This window comes from Paenibacillus allorhizoplanae (genome assembly GCF_927798215.1).
Taxonomy (GTDB): Bacteria; Bacillota; Bacilli; order Paenibacillales; family NBRC-103111; genus Paenibacillus_E; species Paenibacillus_E allorhizoplanae.
The window spans coordinates 695,942-716,949 of the sequence record NZ_CAKMMW010000001.1; the positions used below are offsets into that span (position 1 = coordinate 695,942).

At 46.4% G+C, this 21,008-nt stretch carries 6 protein-coding genes; all 6 read right to left on the bottom strand.

Annotation, left to right across the window (positions count from 1 at the left end; genetic code table 11):
• Positions 1–58 precede the first annotated feature (58 nt).
• Positions 59–3,340, bottom strand: a complete 3,282-nt coding sequence (locus L6I86_RS02315; RefSeq protein ID WP_236284299.1) for a M60 family metallopeptidase — start codon at positions 3,338–3,340, stop codon at positions 59–61.
• A 254-nt stretch (positions 3,341–3,594) separates the two neighbouring features.
• Entirely contained in the window at positions 3,595–7,725 is a 4,131-nt protein-coding gene (locus tag L6I86_RS02320) for an endo-alpha-N-acetylgalactosaminidase family protein (RefSeq protein ID WP_236284300.1), read from the bottom strand.
• 246 nt (positions 7,726–7,971) lie between these two features.
• Complete coding sequence (locus L6I86_RS02325; RefSeq protein ID WP_236284301.1) at positions 7,972–12,102, bottom strand: endo-alpha-N-acetylgalactosaminidase family protein; 4,131 nt, start codon at positions 12,100–12,102, stop codon at positions 7,972–7,974.
• Positions 12,103–12,348: 246 nt separating this feature from the next.
• Positions 12,349–16,491: a glycosyl hydrolase family 95 catalytic domain-containing protein gene (locus L6I86_RS02330; RefSeq protein WP_236284302.1), complete on the bottom strand. Its 4,143-nt coding sequence runs from the start codon at positions 16,489–16,491 to the stop codon at positions 12,349–12,351.
• 184 nt (positions 16,492–16,675) lie between these two features.
• Positions 16,676–18,283, bottom strand: a complete 1,608-nt coding sequence (locus L6I86_RS02335; RefSeq protein WP_236284303.1) for a response regulator — start codon at positions 18,281–18,283, stop codon at positions 16,676–16,678.
• Positions 18,284–18,501: 218 nt separating this feature from the next.
• A complete protein-coding gene (locus L6I86_RS02340) occupies positions 18,502–20,982 on the bottom strand; it encodes a glycoside hydrolase family 98 domain-containing protein (protein ID WP_236284304.1) in 2,481 nt (826 codons plus the stop codon).
• Between the last annotated feature and the right edge of the window lie 26 nt (positions 20,983–21,008).

A 21,008-nucleotide genomic window follows, 5' to 3' on the forward strand; every position in this document is an offset into this window, starting at 1 on the left:
GCGTCCCTAAGGACGCCTCATCTTCTTTTTGATTTCATGAGAAATGAGCGGATACAAGTTAGTTTATAGTGGTAGGCATATAGGAAACATTGAGCTCCGCTGCCGAGGCATATCCGCCGACCCCTGTATTAGCCACTAGCTTCACGTATGCTGCATTAGTCGCAGGGAACTCCGCTTTCTTCTCCGTATTGTCGTTAGCCCAAGTTCCATCCAACACTTTCGTGAAGTGCGTTCCGTTCATGCTTACATACACACTATAGCTCGTAATGATGCCGTTAGCTTGTGATTGTCTAGGTAGATAACGGATGGAGTTCACCGCATATGTGCCGTTAAGCTTAAGTGTAAGGGACTGAGGCAGAGGGCCCGACAAGTTCCATTTTGTGTGCCAAATCGTCGAAGCACTCCCGTCAAGCACCATGGATGCTGCATTATTCTCAGATACCAGCTCTTCGTTTGATGCCGTCGCGCTCATTTGGCTTTGCGGGATGAGTTGCGGTAGCATGTAGGAAACATTGAGCTCTGCTGCCGACGCATATCCGCCAACCCCGACATTAGCTACTAGCTTCACGTATGCTGCAGAAGTCACAGGGAACTCTGCTTTCTTCTCCGTATTGTCGTTAGCCCATGTTCCATCCAACACTTTCGTGAAGCTCGTTCCGTCCTTGCTCACATACACACTATAGTTCGTTATGATGCCGTTAGCTTCTGATTGTCTAGGCAAGTAACGGATAGAGTTAACCGCATAAGTGCCGTTGAGCTTAAGTGTAAGGGACTGAGGAAGCGGTCCTGACAAATCCCACTTCGTATGCCAAATGGTATTTGAATTTCCATCGAGCACGTTGGAGGCTCCGTTATTTTGGGATACCAGCTCTTCGCTCGTCGCCGTTGCATTCATTTGGAGCTGCGGAATGAGTTGCGGTTTGTTGATATCCGCCGTTAAATTCCAGATAGCGTAAGTCGGCTTCTGGAGCCCAAGAGCAGCGACTGCGTCACGCGCACTTGACGAATATTTAAACCCCCATCGGTCAAAAAACTCCAGCAAATTCGCCCCGGCCATTCGGGAAGCGGTGAGCACTAATAAATCTTTCTGCTGCTGCAAGTCGGCAGGTAAACTGGATTGGTTCATTTCTCTATACGCCGTATGCAGCTTCGCGTAGAAGTCCCAACCGTAAGCATATTTCAACTGGGTGAACATGACTAATTTCACGAAAGGATCGTCGTTGTTTTCGAAGTCTTTGTTCGGGTCTGTGTTTGCTACATATTGAGCAGCTTGTGGGAAATAATCTTTCAACCGCGACTCATTTCCGTAATATTCTTGGACATGCAGGGAATGGAGATTGTTGGTTACCTCCCTAGTAGTGCCCCATGTCCATGCATCCATCTGAAAGTTATGGCCAAGTTCATGCCAGAACCCCCAACCGTCATGCTGAATAGCATCGAGGTTTACCAATCGCTTAGAAGCCTCGCCCTGGTGGAACATAATCGGATAACCTGCGTGCATCGACCCGACGCTGATTTGTTTGTCGGCCACATAGCGGAAAGGCCAGCTATCTAAGCTTTTGTTCGGCAGCGCTTTACCCGGAGCAAGTCCGCTCATATTTTCATATAAGCTATAAATCTCATCCCATTTAGCCATCAGCTGCTGCGGATTATCGAGCAAGCGGATATCATCCGCCGGCACCGTCAGCGCGATATGATTGCTTCGAAGTTCCGCCCATGGAGCGGGATAATTGCGAATAGTATCCTTCCACTCTTGTTCGCTTGTTTGCCCGAGCACAAAATAAGGAGCTTGGACGACACCGCCGACATTAACATTCACCACTCGTCCGGGTTTGGATGTGGTCGGGATGATGTACACCAAGCCGCCGTAAGGGCTGCTGATCCGATTGAGACCGGGATTCAGCTTTTTCTTCAGAACGACGCCAGGCAGACGATCCCATTGTGTAATCCAGTTATACCATGTCAGTTCGTCCGTATGTGCGCCGATTTGGACAACCAAATCCGGTTCGTCTGCAGGAACATCTATGGTAATCTCACTCCCTGCAGGCGCATACGATCCTGTGCTTACCCAATGCCCTGGAGTAGAATACATTCGTAAATAGCTAGTGTCTGCATAGTCCATATTCACAGCTATCGTTTTCGCGACCCTCGGTACCGTATTCTCTACCTTGCCTGGAAACACGTCCGCTCCGGCAAACTTCACACCCGTATCATCCAAGCTTGCCACAGATGATCTGTATTCAACGAGTACGCTCGTATATGGCTTTTGTAAACGATCTAACGGTAGTGTTAAAGCGCTCATGACCGCATCGCTATTGCTCTTCACTCCGCTCAGGTAGAGAGTACTTGGGACAATTGATTTCCAGCCCTGAATAATGTTGGAATTGATTCTCCACCACACGTCCTGCGGCACAATCTCACCTGCTATGGCATAATCCATAAAGGTCTTGGAACTAGCCTCAACTTGCTGCAGCGCATCGGTCAGATAAGGAAGATTGGCCTTGCCCACTTGATCCAAGGTTGGCTTCGGATTAGGGTCATTCATTGAAATGTAATCGTCGTTAATGCCAAGACCGGCTTGATTCAGCAACCATTGAGCTGGGTAATCCGTTACCTTGACGTTCTGCGGATCTTTCGCTTGTGAACGGATGGCATCCGGCGGATAAGCTGTCATGACCCATCCCTTTTCTGTAACAATGACGCTCCCGCCATTTTTAACATACACCTCCAGTGCGATTGCTTCTTCACTGCTTACGTTTCTCGGATCGACAAACGCGATCGGGTATACGAGGGGGTCCAGCGGTTGATTGGTCCAACTGCTGACAACGGTTTGATCAATAGGCAACGTCCCTCCGCTCGATATATCATTTTTCGTGATCAACTTGAGCCTTTCCGTGCCTATAAGCGCATTCGAGTAACGATTCGTGGCGCCTGTAGTCGGATTCGGGGACTTGTCTTCGGTCAGCCAAAGCAGCATGTTTCTTGTTATTTTTCCTACTGTCGTGGCCGTGCTTGCCGTTAAGTTAAAGTAGTCCCCGGCACCCGCTGCAATCACACGCCCTGTCCCGTAACGAGAAGCGCCTGCAAGCGGAGATTTGCCCTGATCAATCGTCAATGCAAATGCGTCCGTACCAAATATGGTTATTGACGAACCTGATGAGAGATCTGGATAACTTTGCAAATCGGTATACAAGAGATTCAAATCATGATCCAGGTTTGTATTAACGGAACTGGATATGGAAGCTGCTGCTGCGACTGAATGAACGGCAGAAAAGGTTGGGATCGTGGGCAAAATCAAGCTTAGCGAAAGTAAGACTGCAATTTTCTTTGTTCTCTTCATTCGTTTTATTCACTCCTGTTAATTTATTGTTTCTGCATGCCGGAATACGTCAAATTCACCTCCTTCAACATCTGAACAACTAAACAAGGGTCAATAATAAGCGCTTTCATAGTGATTCTAATTGACATATGTCTCTTAAAGAATGATACTTTCTACGATTTACCCCTCATTTTTTTACCTAATTGATAAAAAAAGGCCAACTAGCAAAATTGATTTGCTGGTTGGCCCATTCTATTAGCTACAATCTGTATGATTTACTCTATGATTTTTCTAGCCACGAGTGCAAGATCATCAATATCGATTTCGCCATCGCCAGTTACGTCTGCTTGCTTGACTTGCTCCCAGTCTGGGCTGGAAGATGTTTTGCCGTAATTCTTTGCAATGATGCCAAGATCGCCGATGCTTACGCGATTGTCATGATTGACGTCGCCTGGAGTTCCCGGAGGCGGTGTCGTTATGCTCACGTTGACCGAAGAAGCTTGCGCCTTCGATTCCGCTCCCTGCGCATCTCCTAGCGTTGCGTCGGTTACAGCAATCATTCCTGTCGCCGGCTGCGTCACAGCTTTGGCTTTGAACTTCAGTTCCAGGATCCCGGCATCGCCTGTCACAGCCTTACCGGCCCCTAAGCTTGCGAGAATAAACCGAAGTTTGCCCGGTGTATCCTTCCTAGTCTCTACGAGTTGAATGTCGTCTCTCACAGAATGGGCCGAAACGAATTCAAATACGGTTGAATCGTAGTCCATCTTAATATCTTGTGCATATACGCTTTGCGTGACGCTGCCGAGAGCTAACTGTACAAGGAATTCCCCGCCTGCCATAACGGTGCCTGCTGCGGATAGCTTCGTTACAGTGACGTTGGGAACCTCGATCACGCGATAGACTTTCATTTCAGCTGCCGATGCCCAACCATTATATCCAGTTGTAGCTTCCAGTTTAATAAAGGACGCTCTCGTCGCATCGAACTCCACTGTTTTCTCCTCAGAGCCCATCGCCCAAGTTCCACTTGCGACTTTGGTGTACTGGATGCCATCCGTACTCGCATAAACATTGTAAGCCGTAATCATTCCGTTACTTCCCCCGCCTTGTCTAGGGAGAACCTTGATTTTATTCACGTCGTAAGTACCGCCAAGATTCAATGTGATCGATTCCGGCAGTGGATCAGACAAATCCCACTTCGTATGCCAAATGGTATCTGAATCTCCATCGAGCACCATGGATGCTGCATTATTTTCATATTCCACTTCCTCACTTGTTGCCGATGCCGTCATCTGCGACTGAGGGATTTGGTTCGGATCGACAACTGAACCTGAATCCGGCGGTGGATTTTGGCTTACATCTCCTCCAACGCTGACGACCAAATCATCCATGACGAAATCGGTATCATTCCCCGTCTTCTTCTTCAACCCCATCCATGTATTTCCTGACGATGACGCGACAAATGCGAACTTGAATGTTTCAGGTGAGGTAGCTGCAGGAAACGTAGTTGTCGATACGATTGTCGTGCCATCACCGACAACGAACGCATAGTCTGTCGAACCGCTTTCGTATTTGAAACTTGCGGTATATGTCGCTCCCGGAGTGAATCGTAATGTTTGAGGCAGTGTTCGGTAAACAAGGCCTCTATTTTCCTTATGCGAGACTAATGACCAGTTCCCGCTAATCGTGTGGTCGATCGGATTGCCATTCCACCCTTTTTGGGTATACGGGGCATGCAATTCGGAAAGATGGGTACGCGGATCATTAATCCCGCCAGCTTCCGCTTTCACAAATGGATACCAGCCTGCGTCCACATGCTCAAAATCTTCTGCGAAATAAGCGTTAGTCGGATTCGCCGCACGCTCTACCTTCATCAGATGAACGTCATCGAAAGTAATGTTTGTTGTACCTGCCAGACCTTTTAGATAAAGTGTCGCTGTCGTGTGCCCTCCCGGAACGTCGAACAGTACGCGCATCCGCTGCATGTTAGTACCATTCTTGGAATCCGCAGCAATGTTATTGGTAGCGAACGAGCTGTCCGTATAGTTCGTCACCTCGTCTCCGCCATAATCCTTAACCCCGATTACAGCGCGACGCGTACCTTCTACTTCCACATTGACATAGGCTGAGTAAGTTCCCTGCGAAAGTCCTGTCAGCTGCTGGCTGACACTCACTTCTCCTCCGCTTGCAATCTTCAGTTCATTCTGTCCGAGATCGTTTCTCTGTACAGAAGCAGATGTTGTATCACCCGTTACCGTCCACGCAGCGAGCCCTCCGCTATTAAAGCCTGGGTCCTTCAAGAAGGAGCCTTCCCCGTATTTCACATCAGAAGCTACAGGCGTCGCGTCTCCTTTGTAGATCACATAAGGCGTATTCGCATCTGCGTTAATCGTAATTTGATTGTTCGACACCGTTACATTTTGCAGCGATTCCTTACCCTGATCCGTCAGCTTGTAAAGCTTCACTGTCGTGAGCCCCGACCAGCTTAACGGAAGCGTCCAGCTCGTATTTCCGCCGGTAGCATTCCAGTGATACAGCTTATCCTCTGTTTTCGGATTCCAGGGAAGCAAGTACGCTTCGTCATTTAAGATCGTGATACCATCCTTGGTTATCACTCTTTTTCCGCTAACATTGCTTACGCTTACATTATGTTCAAAATTGACCGTGTTACTCGTCCACTTGGTGATCGGGAAGTTCTGCATATATTTGGTCGGCAGGTTCGTTGCAAATGTCATCTTGATCATTTTGTCATAGTCGACCTTGCCTTGCCAGCCTTCGTATGCCTCCAGTTCCGTTCCGCCTAACAGCGGATTGCGAACGATCCATGTATCCTTCTGATGATTATGGATGAACCGGGCGATTTGACTGTTAAATCCTTTAATTGTTGTCCCGCCGTAGTTGTAATCCGTAGCCCAGTGGAACCAGATGGCGTCTCTCTCCATCAATGAAGGGAACTCCGTAGTAGCTGCCCAACCCAATTGGTTCATTTCCCGTGCAAGCTTCACCCCGTTCCAGCCATTCTCGAACCAGGCATCTGCATAAATAAAGTCGAGGTTCGGCACCGCAGTTTTCAATTCTTGCAAACGGTTGTTCCTAGCCCCTGTCGAAGCTTCGCTGCGCATTTGAGCCTTATTGAAATCGTAGGATGCGTCCAGCCAATCCCAGCCAGGTTTATTCGGATCTACTAACGTGTCGCTAAAATGTTTGGCTTCGGGGAGCGCACCGGTCGCACTAATATGCACACCGAAATAGCCTCCGTACTCATGACCTATATTGACAAGCGTGTTCAAATCTGTCGTTCCGCCTTGACGAATCCCGATATTGTTGCCGTAATCCGGATGCGCGGAGTCATGACCTTCCTGCTGGTACCCCTTGAGCTCAATAAACTGGCCCAATCCGTCTGTGTTCAAATTGATCCGCTTTGTTTCATCCAGTGTTTGTAAAAAAGGATTTGTAGCCTGACTGGCAAAGTTAAATGGAATCCGCTGTACGACAAGATCGGGAATCCGATCACTTCCTTTAGGTGTCTCCATGATGCTGCGATAAACAACAGCCGCATCTTGCCAATCAATGACACTGTCCGTATTGGCATCTCCGGTAATGACCACCTTGGCACTTGGCAGCGGTTCGGCTTCACTCATACCTTCAGGACGGTATAACCAGGACCCGCTCCAAATGCCGGTACGGGCATAGCCTACTTTGTTTACTGTCTGTTTATGAAGCCTTTCATTATCGGTATCCGTCGTATAATCTGAGATCGCATTCGTCCAGATGCCTCCCGCAAGCTCGCTCGTATTGAGGAAGGTGTACAAATAATTTTTTGGCGCTGCATCTGTCTGAGGGGTTCCAGTTACATCACTAATCGTATCACCTGTTCCTGCAACAGCCGTATACATCCGTGAACCGGCAAATTTCGCTCCGCTTTGCGTGCTTCGGACAGAAAGCAAATTGTGATTCGGTATTTCCAGAGTTTTGACTTTGGTTTCAGCATTTTCAGTAATTCCTGTAGCTTTAAAATTCAACGTATTCCCTACGACTTCCAGATCGAATGTTATCGTGACGTTGATCGCTGGAAAGGATAAGGTATAGGACGCCTTGGCATCCGTTTTGCTAAATGTTACATTCGGCGTATAGCTGATTCCGTTAATTTTGACCTGCGATAAATTATCCTCTTGACCGTACATCACTGCGTTACCATATTGATATTGAATGACACTTGGAAAATTTCGGTCTACTTCAACACGCATGACATTCGAAGCTATGAATTCGGATTGCGAATCTGTCGCTAACAGTACTGTCGAATCACTTGATAGAGAAGAGCTATCCGTAGATGAGCTGAAACTCTCCATCGCAGAAACTGACTGATCTGTAGGCGACACAAGAAACATCTGCAGAGCTAGAGTAATCATAGAAAGTTGTCCCAAACGTTTTCGTTTTTTGCCTTTTCCCATTTGTCTCCATCCTCTCATAGCAACACTAATTTCGATACGTTTTGTTTCATGTAATAATTGTAAAATAGTTGCAAGCGCATTCAAATGATATTTTTCCAACAAATCATGATATTTTAATGCTTAATAAGCCTGAAATAAAAACAGGTGCATATTGCGACAATTATCGCAACATGCACCTGATATCACTATTCTTCCTGCAATGAATTACTCTATGATTTTTCTAGCCACGAGCGCAAGATCATCAATATCGATTTCGCCATCGCCAGTTACGTCTGCCTGCTTGACTTGCTCCCAGTCTGGGCTGGAAGATGTTTTGCCATAATTCTTTGCGATGATGCCAAGATCACCGATGCTTACGCGATTGTCATGATTGACGTCACCTGGAGTTCCCGGAGGCGGTGTCGTAATGCTTACGTTGACCGAAGAAGCTTGCGCCTTCGATTCCGCTCCCTGCGCATCGCCCAGCGTTGCGTCGGTTACAGCAATCATTCCTGTCGCCGGCTGCGTCACAGCTTTGGCTTTGAACGTCAGTTTCAGGATCCCGGCATCGCCTGTCACAGCCTTACCGGCCCCTAAGCTTGCGAGAATAAACCGAAGTTTGCCCGGTGTATCCTTCCTAGTCTCTACGAGTTGAATGTCGTCTCTCACAGAATGGGCCGACACGAATTCAAATACGGTTGAATCGTAGTCCATCTTAATATCTTGTGCATATACGCTTTGCGTGACGCTGCCCAGATCTAACTGTACAAGGAATTCCCCGCCTGCCATAACGGTGTCTGCTGCGGATAGCTTCGTTAACGTGACGTTGGGAACCTCGATCACGCGAAAGACATTGATTTCAGCTGCCGATGCCCAACCATTATATCCAGTTGTAGCTTCCAGTTTAATAAAGGACGCTCTCGTCGCATTGAACTCCACTGTTTTCTCCTCAGAGCCCATCGCCCAAGTTCCACTTGCGACTTTGGTGTACTGGTTGCCATCCGTACTCGCATAAACATTGTAGGCCGTAATCATTCCGTTACTTCCCCCACCTTGTCTAGGGAGAACCTTGATTTTATTCACGTCGTAAGTACCGCCAAGATTCAATGTGATCGATTCCGGCAGTGGATCAGACAAATCCCACTTCGTATGCCAAATGGTATCTGGATCTCCATCGAGCACCATGGATGCTGGATTATTTTCATTTTCCAATTCCTCGCTTGTTGCCGATGCCGTCATCTGGGACTGGGGAATTTGGTTTGGATCGACAACCGTACCTGAATCCGGCTGCGGATTTTGGTTGAGATCTCCACCAACGCTGACGACCAAATCATCCATGACGAAATCCGTATCATTCCCCGACTTCTTCTTCAACCCCATCCATGTATTTCCTGACGACGACGCGACAAATGCGAACTTGAATGTTTCAGGTGATGTAGCTGCTGGAAACGTAGTTGTAGATACTATTGTCGTACCATCACCGACAACGAACGCATAGTCTGTCGAACCGCTTTCGTATTTGAAACTTGCGGTATATGTCGTTCCCGGTGTGAATCGTAATGTTTGAGGCAGTGTTCGGTAAACAAGACCTCTATTTTCCTTATGCGAGACTAATGACCAGTTCCCGCTAATCGTGTGGTCGATCGGATTGCCATTCCACCCTTTTTGGGTATACGGGGCATGCAATTCGGAAAGATGGGTACGCGGATCATTAATCCCGCCAGCTTCCGCTTTCACAAAGGGATACCATCCTGCATCCACATGCTCAAAATCTTCTGCGAAATAAGCGTTTGTTGGATTCGCCGCACGCACTACCTTCATCAGATGAACGTCATCGAAAGTAATATTCGTTGTACCTGCCAGGCCTTTTAGATAAAGCGTCGCTGTCGTGTGTCCCACCGGAACGTCGAACAGTACGCGCATCCGCTGCATGTTAGTGCCATTCTTGGAATCCGCCGCAATGTTATTCATAGCGAACGAACTGTCCGTATAGTTCGTCACCTCGTCTCCGCCATAATCCTTAACCCCGATTACAGCGCGACGCGTACCTTCTACTTCCACATTGACATAGGCTGAGTAAGTTCCCTGCGAAAGTCCTGTCAGCTGCTGGCTGACACTCACTTCTCCTCCGCTTGCAATCTTCAGTTCATTCTGTCCGAGATCGTTTCTCTGTACAGAAGCAGATGTCGTATCACCCGTTACCGTCCACGCAGCGAGCCCCCCGCTATTAAAGCCTGGGTCCTTCAAGAAGGAGCCTTCCCCGTATTTCACATCAGAAGCTACAGGCGTCGCGTCTCCTTTGTAGATCACATAAGGCGTATTCGCATCTGCGTTAATCGTAATTTGATTGTTCGACACCGTTACATTTTGCAGCAATTCCTTACCCTGATCCGTCAGCTTGTAAAGCTTCACTGTCGTGAGCCCCGACCAGCTTAACGGAAGCGTCCAGCTCGTATTTCCACCGGTTGTATTCCAGTGATACAGCTTGTCCTCTGTTTTCGGATTCCACGGAAGCAAGTACGCTCCGTCATTTAAGATCATGATACCATCCTTGGTTATCACTCTTTTCCCACTAGCATTGCTTACGCTTACATTATGTTCAAAATTGACCGTGTCGCTCGTCCACTTGGTGATCGGGAAGTGCTGCATATATTTCGTCGGCAGGTTCGTTGCAAATGTCAACTTGATCATTTTGTCATAGTCGACCTTGCCTTGCCAGCCTTCGTATGCCTCCAGTTCCGTTCCGCCTAACAGCGGATTGCGAACGATCCATGTATCCTTCTGATGATTGTGGATGAACCGGGCGATTTGACTGTTAAATCCTTTAATTGTTGTCCCGCCGTAGGCGTATTCAGTAGCCCAGTGGTTCCAGATAGCGTCTCTCTCCATCACATCAGGGAACTCCGTAGCAACTGCCCAACCCAACTGTTTTATTTCACGTGCTAGCCTCTTGCCGTTCCAGCCCTTCTCATACCAGACATCCACATAAGTATAGTCAAGGTTCGGCACCGCAGTTTTTAATTCTTGCAAACGGTTGTACCTGGCCCCTGTCGAAGCTTCGCTGCGCATTTGAGCCTTATTGTAGTAGAAGGATGCGTCCACCCAATCCCAGCCAGGTTTAGTCGGATCTACCAACGTATCGCTAAAATGTTTCGCTTCCGGGAGAGCCTCGGTCGCATTAATATGCACACCGAAATAGCCTCCGTACTCATGACCTACATTGACAAGCGTGTTCATATCTGCCGCTCCGCCTTGACGAATACCGATATTATTGCCGTAATCCGGATGTGCAGAATCATGGCCTTCCTGTTGATATCCTTTCAGCAGAATAAACTGATTCAATCCATCGGTGTTCTGATAGATCCGCTTTGTTTCATCCAGTGTCTGTAAAAAAGGATTCGTAGCCTGACTGGCAAAGTTAAATGGAATCCGCTGCACGACAAGATCGGGAATCCGTTCACTTCCTTTAGGTGTCTCCATGATACTGCGATAATCAACAGCCGCATCTTGCCAATCAATGGCACTGTCCGTATTGGCATCTCCAGTAATGACCACCTTGGCACTTGGCAGTGGTTCCGGTTCGATCATACCTTCAGGCCGGTATAACCATGACCCGCTCCAAATGCCGGTACGGGCATAGCCAACTTTGTTTACTGTCTGTTTATGAAGCCTTTCATTATCGTTATCCGTCGCATAATCTGAGATCGCATTCGTCCAGATGCCTCCCGCAAGCTCGCTCGTATTGAGGAAGGTGTATAAATAATTTTTTGGCGCTGCATCTGTTTGAGGGGTTCCAGTTACATCACTAATCGAATCACCTGTTCCCGCAACAGCCGTATACATCCGTGAACCTGCAAATGTTGCTCCGCTTTGCGTGCTTCTGACAGAAAGCAAATTGTGATTCGGTATTTCCAGAGTTTTGACTTTGGTTTCACCATTTTCTGTAATTCCTGTAGCTTTAAAATTCAACGTATTCCCTACGACTTCCAGATCAAAAGTTATCGTGACGTTGATCGCTGGAAAGGATAAGGTATAGGATGCCTTGGCATCCGTTTTGCTAAACGTTACATTCGGCGTATAGCTGATTCCGTTAATTTTGACCTGCGATAAATGATCCTCTTGACCGTACATCACTGCGTTACCATATTGATATTGAATGACACTTGGAAAATTTCGGTCTACTTCGACACGCATTACATTCGAAGCTATGAATTCGGATTGCGATTCTGTCGCTGACAGTACTGTCGAATCACTTGATAGAGAAGTACTATCTGTAGCTGCGCTGAAACTCCCTGCCGCAGAAACTGACTGAGCTGTAGTTCCGGAAAGAAACATCTGCAGTGCTAGGGTAATCATAGAAAGTTGTCCCAAATGTTTTCGTTTTTTGCCTTTTCCCACTTGTCTCCATCCTCTCATAGCCATACTAATTTCGATACACATTGTTTCATATAATAATTTTAAATAACTTGCAAGCGCATTCAAATGATATTTTTCCAACTAAACATGATATTTTAATGCTAAATAAGCCTGAAACAAATACAGGTGCATATTGCGACAATTATCGCAACATGCAACTGATATCACTATTCTTCCTGCAATGATTTACTCTATGATTTTTCTAGCCACGAGCGCAAGATCATCAATATCGATTTCGCCATCGCCAGTTACGTCTGCCTGCTTGATTTGTTCCCAATCTTGACTGGAAGATGTTTTGCCATAATTCGCTGCAATGATAGCAAGATCGCCGATACTTACTCGATTGTCATGATTGACGTCGCCTGGAATTCCCAGAGGAAGTGTCGTAATGCTCACGTTGACCGAAGAAGCTTGCGCCTTCAATTCCGCTCCCTGCGCATCGCCCAGCGTTGCGTCGGTTACATTAATAGTTCCTGTCGCAGGCTGCGTCGCAGCCTTGGCTTTGAACTTCAGTTCCAGGATCCCAGCATCGCCTGTTACAGCCTTACCGTCCCCTAAGCTTGCGAGAATAAACCGAAGTTTGCCCGGCGTATCCTTCCTAGTCTCTACGAGTTGAATGTCGTCTCTCAATGAATGGGCCGAAACGAATTCAAATACGGTTGAATCGTAGTCCATCTTCATGTCTTGTGCATATACGCTTTGCGTGACGCTGCCTAGACCAAGCTGTACATTGAATTCCTGCCCTGTCTGAACGGTGCCAGCAGCAGATAGCGTCGTCAAAGCGAGCTGCGTGTCGTCGCCTTTTTGTACCGTAATTTTGCTTACCGCTGTATAATTGCCACTCACCGTGGTGACCGTAATGTCCGCCGCTCCCTCTTTCAATGCAGAGACAACTGCTTTGCCGTCTTTTACTTCCACTTTAGCGACGGTATCGTTGCTGCTCGCCCAAGTTACATTCTTATTCGTTGCGTTCTCTGGAAGCAAAGTTGCAACCAACTCTGCCGATTGCCCTTCTTTCAGCGAGACTTGCACTTTATCCAGCTGCACGCCAGTTACGGGCACCTCGGTAACGCGATACACATTCATTTCAGCTGCAGATGCCCATCCACCTTGCCCTGCGGTTGCCTCCAGTTTAATAAAGGACGCTCTCTTCGCCGGGAACTCCGCTGTTTTCTCCGTCGTATCTTTAGCCCAAGTTCCACTTACGACTTTGGTGTACTGGATGCCATCCGTACTCGCATAAACATTGTAGGCCGTAATCATTCCGTTACTTCCCCCACCTTGTCTAGGGAGAACCTTGATTTTATTCACGTCGTAAGTACCGCCAAGATTCAATGTGATCGATTCCGGCAGTGGATCAGACAAATCCCACTTCGTATGCCAAATGGTATCTGGATCTCCATCGAGCACCATGGATGCTGGATTATTTTCATTTTCCAATTCCTCGCTTGTTGCCGATGCCGTCATCTGCCACTGGGGAATGGTGACGTTCGTCACAGGCGGGGCTTCACTCGCATACTCAAAAGCGTCTATAGCTGAAATGGTGCCAATAGAAGAAGGATTCTTCGTTCCTTTGTTTACGACTTTGATCGTATGTGAGGAATTTGACAGCCCAGTCTTGGCATATGCCACTACTTGTTTGCTCGTACTTGGCGCGTACAAATCAATACTCCCTTGATCGAGATCACCGTCCAAATACACATCCACAATCCCCATATTTTGCTGTTTCATGCTGATAAGCTTGACGGAAGTGCCTGTAAACGTAAGCTCTGCGTAGTCTCCGGTATTGCCCGAATATTTCTCCGTACCTGAATAATCGGAAGCATCGTCATAAGTCGACCATGTGCCGTTGTAAGTCACGCTCGTATCCCGATCATCCACCTTCATAGTCGTTGAGCTCGGCGGAGCCGGCGGTATGGAGGATACCGTATAAGTTGAACCGGCCCCCGTATTGAACTCGATCTGATCACTGTTGAGAGCTGTGTAGGTAACCGACGCGCCGTTTTGATCCTCGATGACAGCCCCATCAATATTCGGATAATAGAGAACAGCTTTGTTTCCAGTAAGGGATTTGATCTGGATGCCCGTTGCCCGAGATTGCGCCCACGTTACGCCAACCTCGAATCCATTTCGCGCTTTCAGTCCTGAATAGCTTCCGGCAGGCCATGCAGAAGGCAATGCCGGCAAAATGTGAATGTTGTCCAAATGGCTCTGAAGCAGCATCTCGGACATACCCGATGTTGCTCCGAAGTTACCGTCAATCTGAAACGGTGGGTGCGTGTCGAACAAATTGCTTAGCGTGCTTCCGGTTAGTTGGCCCCTCAGTATGGTATGTGCATGCGTACCATCCAATAAACGTGCCCACAGGTTGATTTTGTTCGCCTTGCTCCACCCTGTACCGCCATCCCCACGATGCATGAGGGTAACTTTGGCTGCATCAAACCATTGTTGTGTATTCATGTTTATCTGTTTGCCAGGATAGAGTCCGACCAATTGCGAAACATGGCGATGCGTATTGTTCGGATCATCGATGTCCTGCTTCCATTCCTGAATTTGACCGTAACTGCCGACCTTGATCGGCGAAAGCAGATTCCGCTTGGTGATAAGGTCACTTCTGAACGCACTATCAATGTTTAATTTCTCGCTTGCTTCGATTGTGTTCGTGAATAAATCCCAAGCAAGCTGCTGATCAAACGCGCATCCTTTGCTGATATCCCCTTGCTCAGGCGAGTAACACGGATTTGAAACAAGCGTTCCATCCGTATCCGTGACCAAATATTTTGTCCAGAACTGGGATGCTTCTTTCAAAACCGGATAAATTCGGTTCAATTTAGCTGTATCACCGGAAAACTTATAGTACTCCCACACATTATTGGTAATAAAAGCATTCGCGGATGGCGCCCAGCCCCAATAAAAATCCCAGCCCGGCGCAGTGAATCCGAACGGATTATTCATTGTGTTAACCGTCCAGCCTCCGCCTGTAACTCCAAAATGCTTCTCTGCGGATACTCGGCCTGGTGCCATCAGTGACTCGACATAATCAATCAGCGGAACCATCGTTTCGTCCAGGTTCGCTACTTCAGCAGGCCAGTAATTCATTTGAATGTTAACATTAAAGTGATAATCGCTTTCCCAAGGCGGCGTGTTTGAGTTATTCCAAACGCCTTGCAAGTTTGCAGGAAGAGAACCCGAGCGTGATGAAGAGATTAACATATACCTTCCGTATTGGTAAAAGAGCACTTCCAACGCTTTGTCCCTGGTAGTGCGATAGGAAGTAAGGAGCTGATCCGTCGGAATTTGCGGGATAGATTCCCCTAGATTCAGGGATACCCTGTTAAACAAAGCTTGATAATCATTCATATGATTGCTTCTCAGTGTCGAATACGACTTGATGGATGCCGAATTGATAACCGATGTCACTTGATTGTGAGGATCTGTTCCCTTATACGTCGGATAGCTATTGGCATAGTCCGTGCCGGCAGCCATCACGACCGTAAGCGCATTCGCACCTGATACGCTTATTTTTCCATTTGCTGGCGTAATGGTGCCGCCTTCGTTCGTTACTTTCACTTGCGACTCATAGAGCATCTGATTGTTGCTAACATTGCCTCGTATCGTTATCGTGTCGCCGCTTGCAGTAACTGTTCCTCCTTGGGCGCTTGTCGGCCGAACATCCAGAGATATTTGTCCGTTTTGGCTGGCGGAGAGCCTCATCACCATAACTTTATCTGGATAGCTGACAAAATACTCCCGAAGGTAATCGACGCCATTGTACGTATAGGAGACTCTGGCAATGCCATCTTGCAAATCCAGCTCTCTGCGGTAATTTGAGACCGTACTTGCACCCGGAAGCGCGAAATCAAAATACATATCGCCAAAATTTTGATATGCGCCAAAGCCGGTGCTGTTCCCGGTCAAATATGTGTTTGCCTCGCTGCCCGCTCCGGAAATGTTGCCTGCATCCAGCTTGGATCGAACGCTTGCCAGATGGGATGCAGCGCCATCCGTGTTGCCATAAGAGTAGGAATCTGAAGCATCTGGACCACCGGTCCAGAGCGTTTTTTCATTGAATTGAATGTGTTCCTGATCCACCCCGCCAAACACCATGCCTCCCATGTAACCGTTACCAATTGGAAGCGCTTGAGATTCCCAGTTCGAAGCTGGCTGCTGATACCATAACGATAGCTTATGTGCTGGAGCCGCCGCCGAACCAGTTAAGGTAATCGTTGCGGCCTTCGATTCTGCGGGGAAACCAGTAAGAACAGAAAACAGCATAGTTAAGGCACTAACTATAATCGGTACCTTTTTCACCCTTTTTTTTGCAAACATGACTATTCCTCCATCATTCGTTTTGATGTATTTTGAATCATGACCTAAATGAAACCATTGTACATTGCTTGAAAGCGCATTCAAATGATATTATTCCAACAAAACATGATATTTTAATGCTTAATAAGCCTGAAACAAATACAGGTGCATATTGCGACAATTATCGCAACATGCACCTGATTCACTATTCGTCCTGAAATGATTCCTTATAAACCTTCGGGCTTACACCCGTGACCTTCTTGAATACTCGACTGAAGTGCTCCGAATTCATATATCCGATCTTCTCAGATAGATCAATGATTTTATACCCCTGTTTCAACAATCTCTTAGACTCTTCGATACGTAAATTCGTTACATATTGAATGAAACTCTCGCCGACATTCTTCATAAATAACCTGCTTAAATAATTTTCACTAACCCCAACCCATTGGCTGACCATACCAAGACTCAATTCCTCGCAATAGTGCTGATGAATGAATTCTTTCGCCTTCTCAACGATACTATAGGGCGAATATGCTTTTTTGCTTAGCTCATGAATAAAACGATAAATATCAGAACAGACTCGCTTGATCCATTGTAATGTATCCTCAAGTGTATGAAATTGTTTCAACTGTTCAAATGGATGACTATGGTCAAACACGCCCGCCCATTGAACTTCTTGGGTATATAATAATGAGCCAAGCTCCCACAGGAAATCGGTTAGTATCAACCTTGTTTCATTAACTTCAAATCTTGTTTTTCCTTTCAATAGCTTTACATACTGGTCAAATTTAAGCTCCCATAGCGGTGCATTCTCCAGCTCAAGTAAACGTACAACCTCTATGCCTTTCGCTTTTAGACTCATTCGTAGCTCAGCACTAGTTTTTTCCACGCAGGATTTGATTCCGCTCTCTGGATAAAAGAACTTGTCATAGCCTTCAAAAAAGCACAAAGAAACTAGGCTTCTCGCCTGAGTCATTAACCTTTGCCAATGCTTTCTCCCATCAACGGTATCGCTAATTCCCATTGCTACACGGACATTCATATATTGCTCAAGTCTAGTTTTGATCAATGAGAGCGTAGTGTAAAGAAGTTCACGAATCGCGATTTCACTTCTAAGCTGCGGAACTGTTAACAGGAGAAATATTTCATTCGCGTCCTCACCATAAACGATATGCTTCAAGAACGCCGAGTCCATCTCAGTTTTAATCGTCTGCTTAATCTCCTTCTTTGAAATCATCTCCCCTGTGCTTGAAATCGACACCGCAACAGCTACTTGATTGATCTCGCCCAGCCAATTACACACTTCAGAAACGATTCGGGAATAATCCATATCTTTAGATTGGATTTCAAAGTTGAGCAGACGCGCGACCGCGCTGTCTGGAACTTCTTTTTCATTCACTTGATGGGTTATTTCCAAATCATTCGAAGCATCCAGCCTTTTAAGCATTTGCCGGGCTTTTTGCAGAACAGGCAGAATGTGCTCCTCGTCCATATTTGCTTTTACAATGTAATCAAAGGCTCCAAGTACAAAGGCTTCACGAACATAAGTAAAATCGCTGTATGCGCTTATGATAATTGGGATTGGCTTTTTCATCGAATCTATGGATTGAATAGCACCTAACAGTTCAATTCCGTTCATTTTAGGCATCTGAATATCTAACAGCATAATATCGATATCATTTCGCTTTTGCAAAATAGCCAAAGCTTCCACGCCATTCTCAGCTTCAGCTACAATCTCCATATCAAGTTCTTTCCAAACAATAATTTGGTACATGATCAGTCTCACAAGTGGCTCATCTTCTACCAGCATGACTTTATACAATCATCAATCATTCCCTTAAATTTAAATGTATGGAAAAATTCATAGATTAGGGTGCTCTGCAATGAAAATAAGTTAGCGGCAGCTCAAAACGTGATCTGTTCTGGGCTGCCGCTACAAGTAATGTCTATTCAATTTATTATCGCTTACTAGAACCTGACTTCCGTCACTTTACTCGATTACGTAGGAAATCTTGCACAGTCTTGCTTTTATGGCGTTAACAGAATTCGATCAAGGTCAGGCGCATATTCGTTATCATTGTATAACTTCAATGCGTTATTGCCTGCGTTTAGGTTAACATCGAGAGGTGCGTTTGGAGCTAATGCACTCCACGAAGTTCCATTTACGACGACTCGTTGGCCAGGACCACCGTTGACGCTTATATAGAAAGATCTACTTCCTGAAACAATACCGCTAATATTCAGTCTATAGATTCCTGCATTTGAGACATTTGCGTTTAAGGTTACGTAATTGGATGCATGATTACCGATGTTTCCGACGACTTTTCCGCCAGAAGAAAAGGAAGAATTGTTCACTACCGCACTGCCGCTTACGGTACCGCTTTCCCCTTCAACACTCGTGACAGGCGCAGAGCTGCTGCTAGTCAACAAGACTTTATCAAGGTCAGGGGCCCATGCGGTATCGTTATAGAACTTGATCGTATTGTTACCTGCGTCCAAATTCACATACAGGGATACAACAGGTGCCAACTGGCTCCAGGAAGTTCCATTAACAGTGACCTGCTGAGCGACTCTTCCATTTACACTTACCTTAAAAGATCGCGACTCCCCGGTAATGCTTGAGATATCCATTTTATACATGCCTGGATTGTCTACAAAGGTATTCAGAGCCACATAATTGGATGCGTTGCCGCCAAGATCACCAACATACTTACCTCCAGAGGCTGCAGACAATGAACGAACTGCGGCATTGCCATTTAATACGCCATTTTCTGCTTCGATCACCATAGGAGGATTAATTTGCCCGGATCCTGCCTGGTTAGCTGCGATTTCCAGATCAACAGGACCATTGTGGTTGATCGTTACTGTATACTCACTTGTAGCTGCATTCCACTGATCAGTATAAGTGAAACCATTGTCACCCGTAATGGTCAGCACCGGTTTTTGACCGTTATACTTGCCATTGACCCTGATCCTTGTCGTTCTTAACGTATCATCATTTGGATTTACAGAATATGTGTTGTAAATATACTGATTGATGGCGTCCTGATCCCACGCCGTCCCGTCATAGATTGAATCTTTATTTACCCGATAATTATTCAGATGAACTTTGAATTTATCAGTTTTCTCTGTAATGACTGCATACGTATGCGGATTGGAACCGATATAGAAATACGTGCTTGGATTCGTTTTGGGAATCAGCTTTGAACTCTGGTAGATGTCCGTATTTTCACTGCTGTTCATCCAATACCAGGTCGATCCGTTTCTGGATGCGAATGTATTCGTGCTATACGTTTCTTCCGGATACAAGTTTTGGAAATACGCTTCATCCTTGGGAGTTGTTGACGTATTTTCGAAATTTGCAAGTTCTGTCGCGTTCACATTAGTTGGAAGCAACGGGATGATGCCGTATCTGCCGGTTTTCATATACAAATCGGCGTAATCGGACATATACGGCACAGACCAAGCTGATTTGCCAATATAGGCGAATTTATTTTTGTTCAATACTTCTTGTCTAGTCGGAATATGAATGCTTCCATCTACAAGCTTATTGAGGAGCGGAACGACCAAATGATCAAAAGCAGGTGTCGTTCTGCCATTGTTGGAAGTTGAATACCAGGATCCCTCAAATTTGAAGCAAGTAGCACCCTCGCTTGCAGTTCTGACCAAGTCCATACCATACATGGTCTCCGGCATAGAGAAAATTTGTTTCCATGGGTCGTTCGTGCTGGCCGGACCGAATACCTTGCCGGATCCGTCAAGCTGCCAATGCCACCAGTCTGGGCTTACTCCCCAGTTGCCGGCAAGACCCGCCAAAAATAGTCCGAGGCCCAAACCATCAGTAGCATTATCTGTGAAGGATTCTTTGTACATGAATATAAAATTATCCTTATGGTTACGCATAGCTGTAATCAGATTGCTATTATTTTGAATCCAGTCAAGAACAGTACCATTTGTGGTAAAAATATTCGTATCTGTCCAGGCGAAATATCCGCCATATTTAGACACCATATTTATCAGATCGGCGACATATTGGGAGTGGTTCCCGTCCGCCTCGCCAAACCAACCTGTAGAGTTGTATAATTCGGCGGCATTGAAGCCAATCAGTTTGCTGTAAGTCTGCATCAACGTTTCAAACCAGCTTATAGGAATCGCCATGCTCTCCCTGGTCTCGCCGTTCATCGCCTGTACCATACAAGTAATGCCATTAGCCTGACATTCGTTAAGTCTAGCCGTAATCCAGTTTTTCACCAAATCAGTGTTATCGATATGATGCTCTGCAATCAGTACAACGGCGGAGTATGGCTTCAGATTATTCGGGACGGAATTCCATGCCTGAGTAACGGTTCCAACGTCAGTATAATAGTAGCCGATTAAGTAAAGAGGGTGTGTATTGTCTACAACTTGGCGCATCGTGGCCGCTTGCGATTGGTTGCTGGTACCTATGGATAGGATACTCGTAAAAACAAAGGATAACACTAGAATTTTAGCAAGTAGTGAGCGAATCATGTTGTTGCCTCCCTTTTAATTTCCCA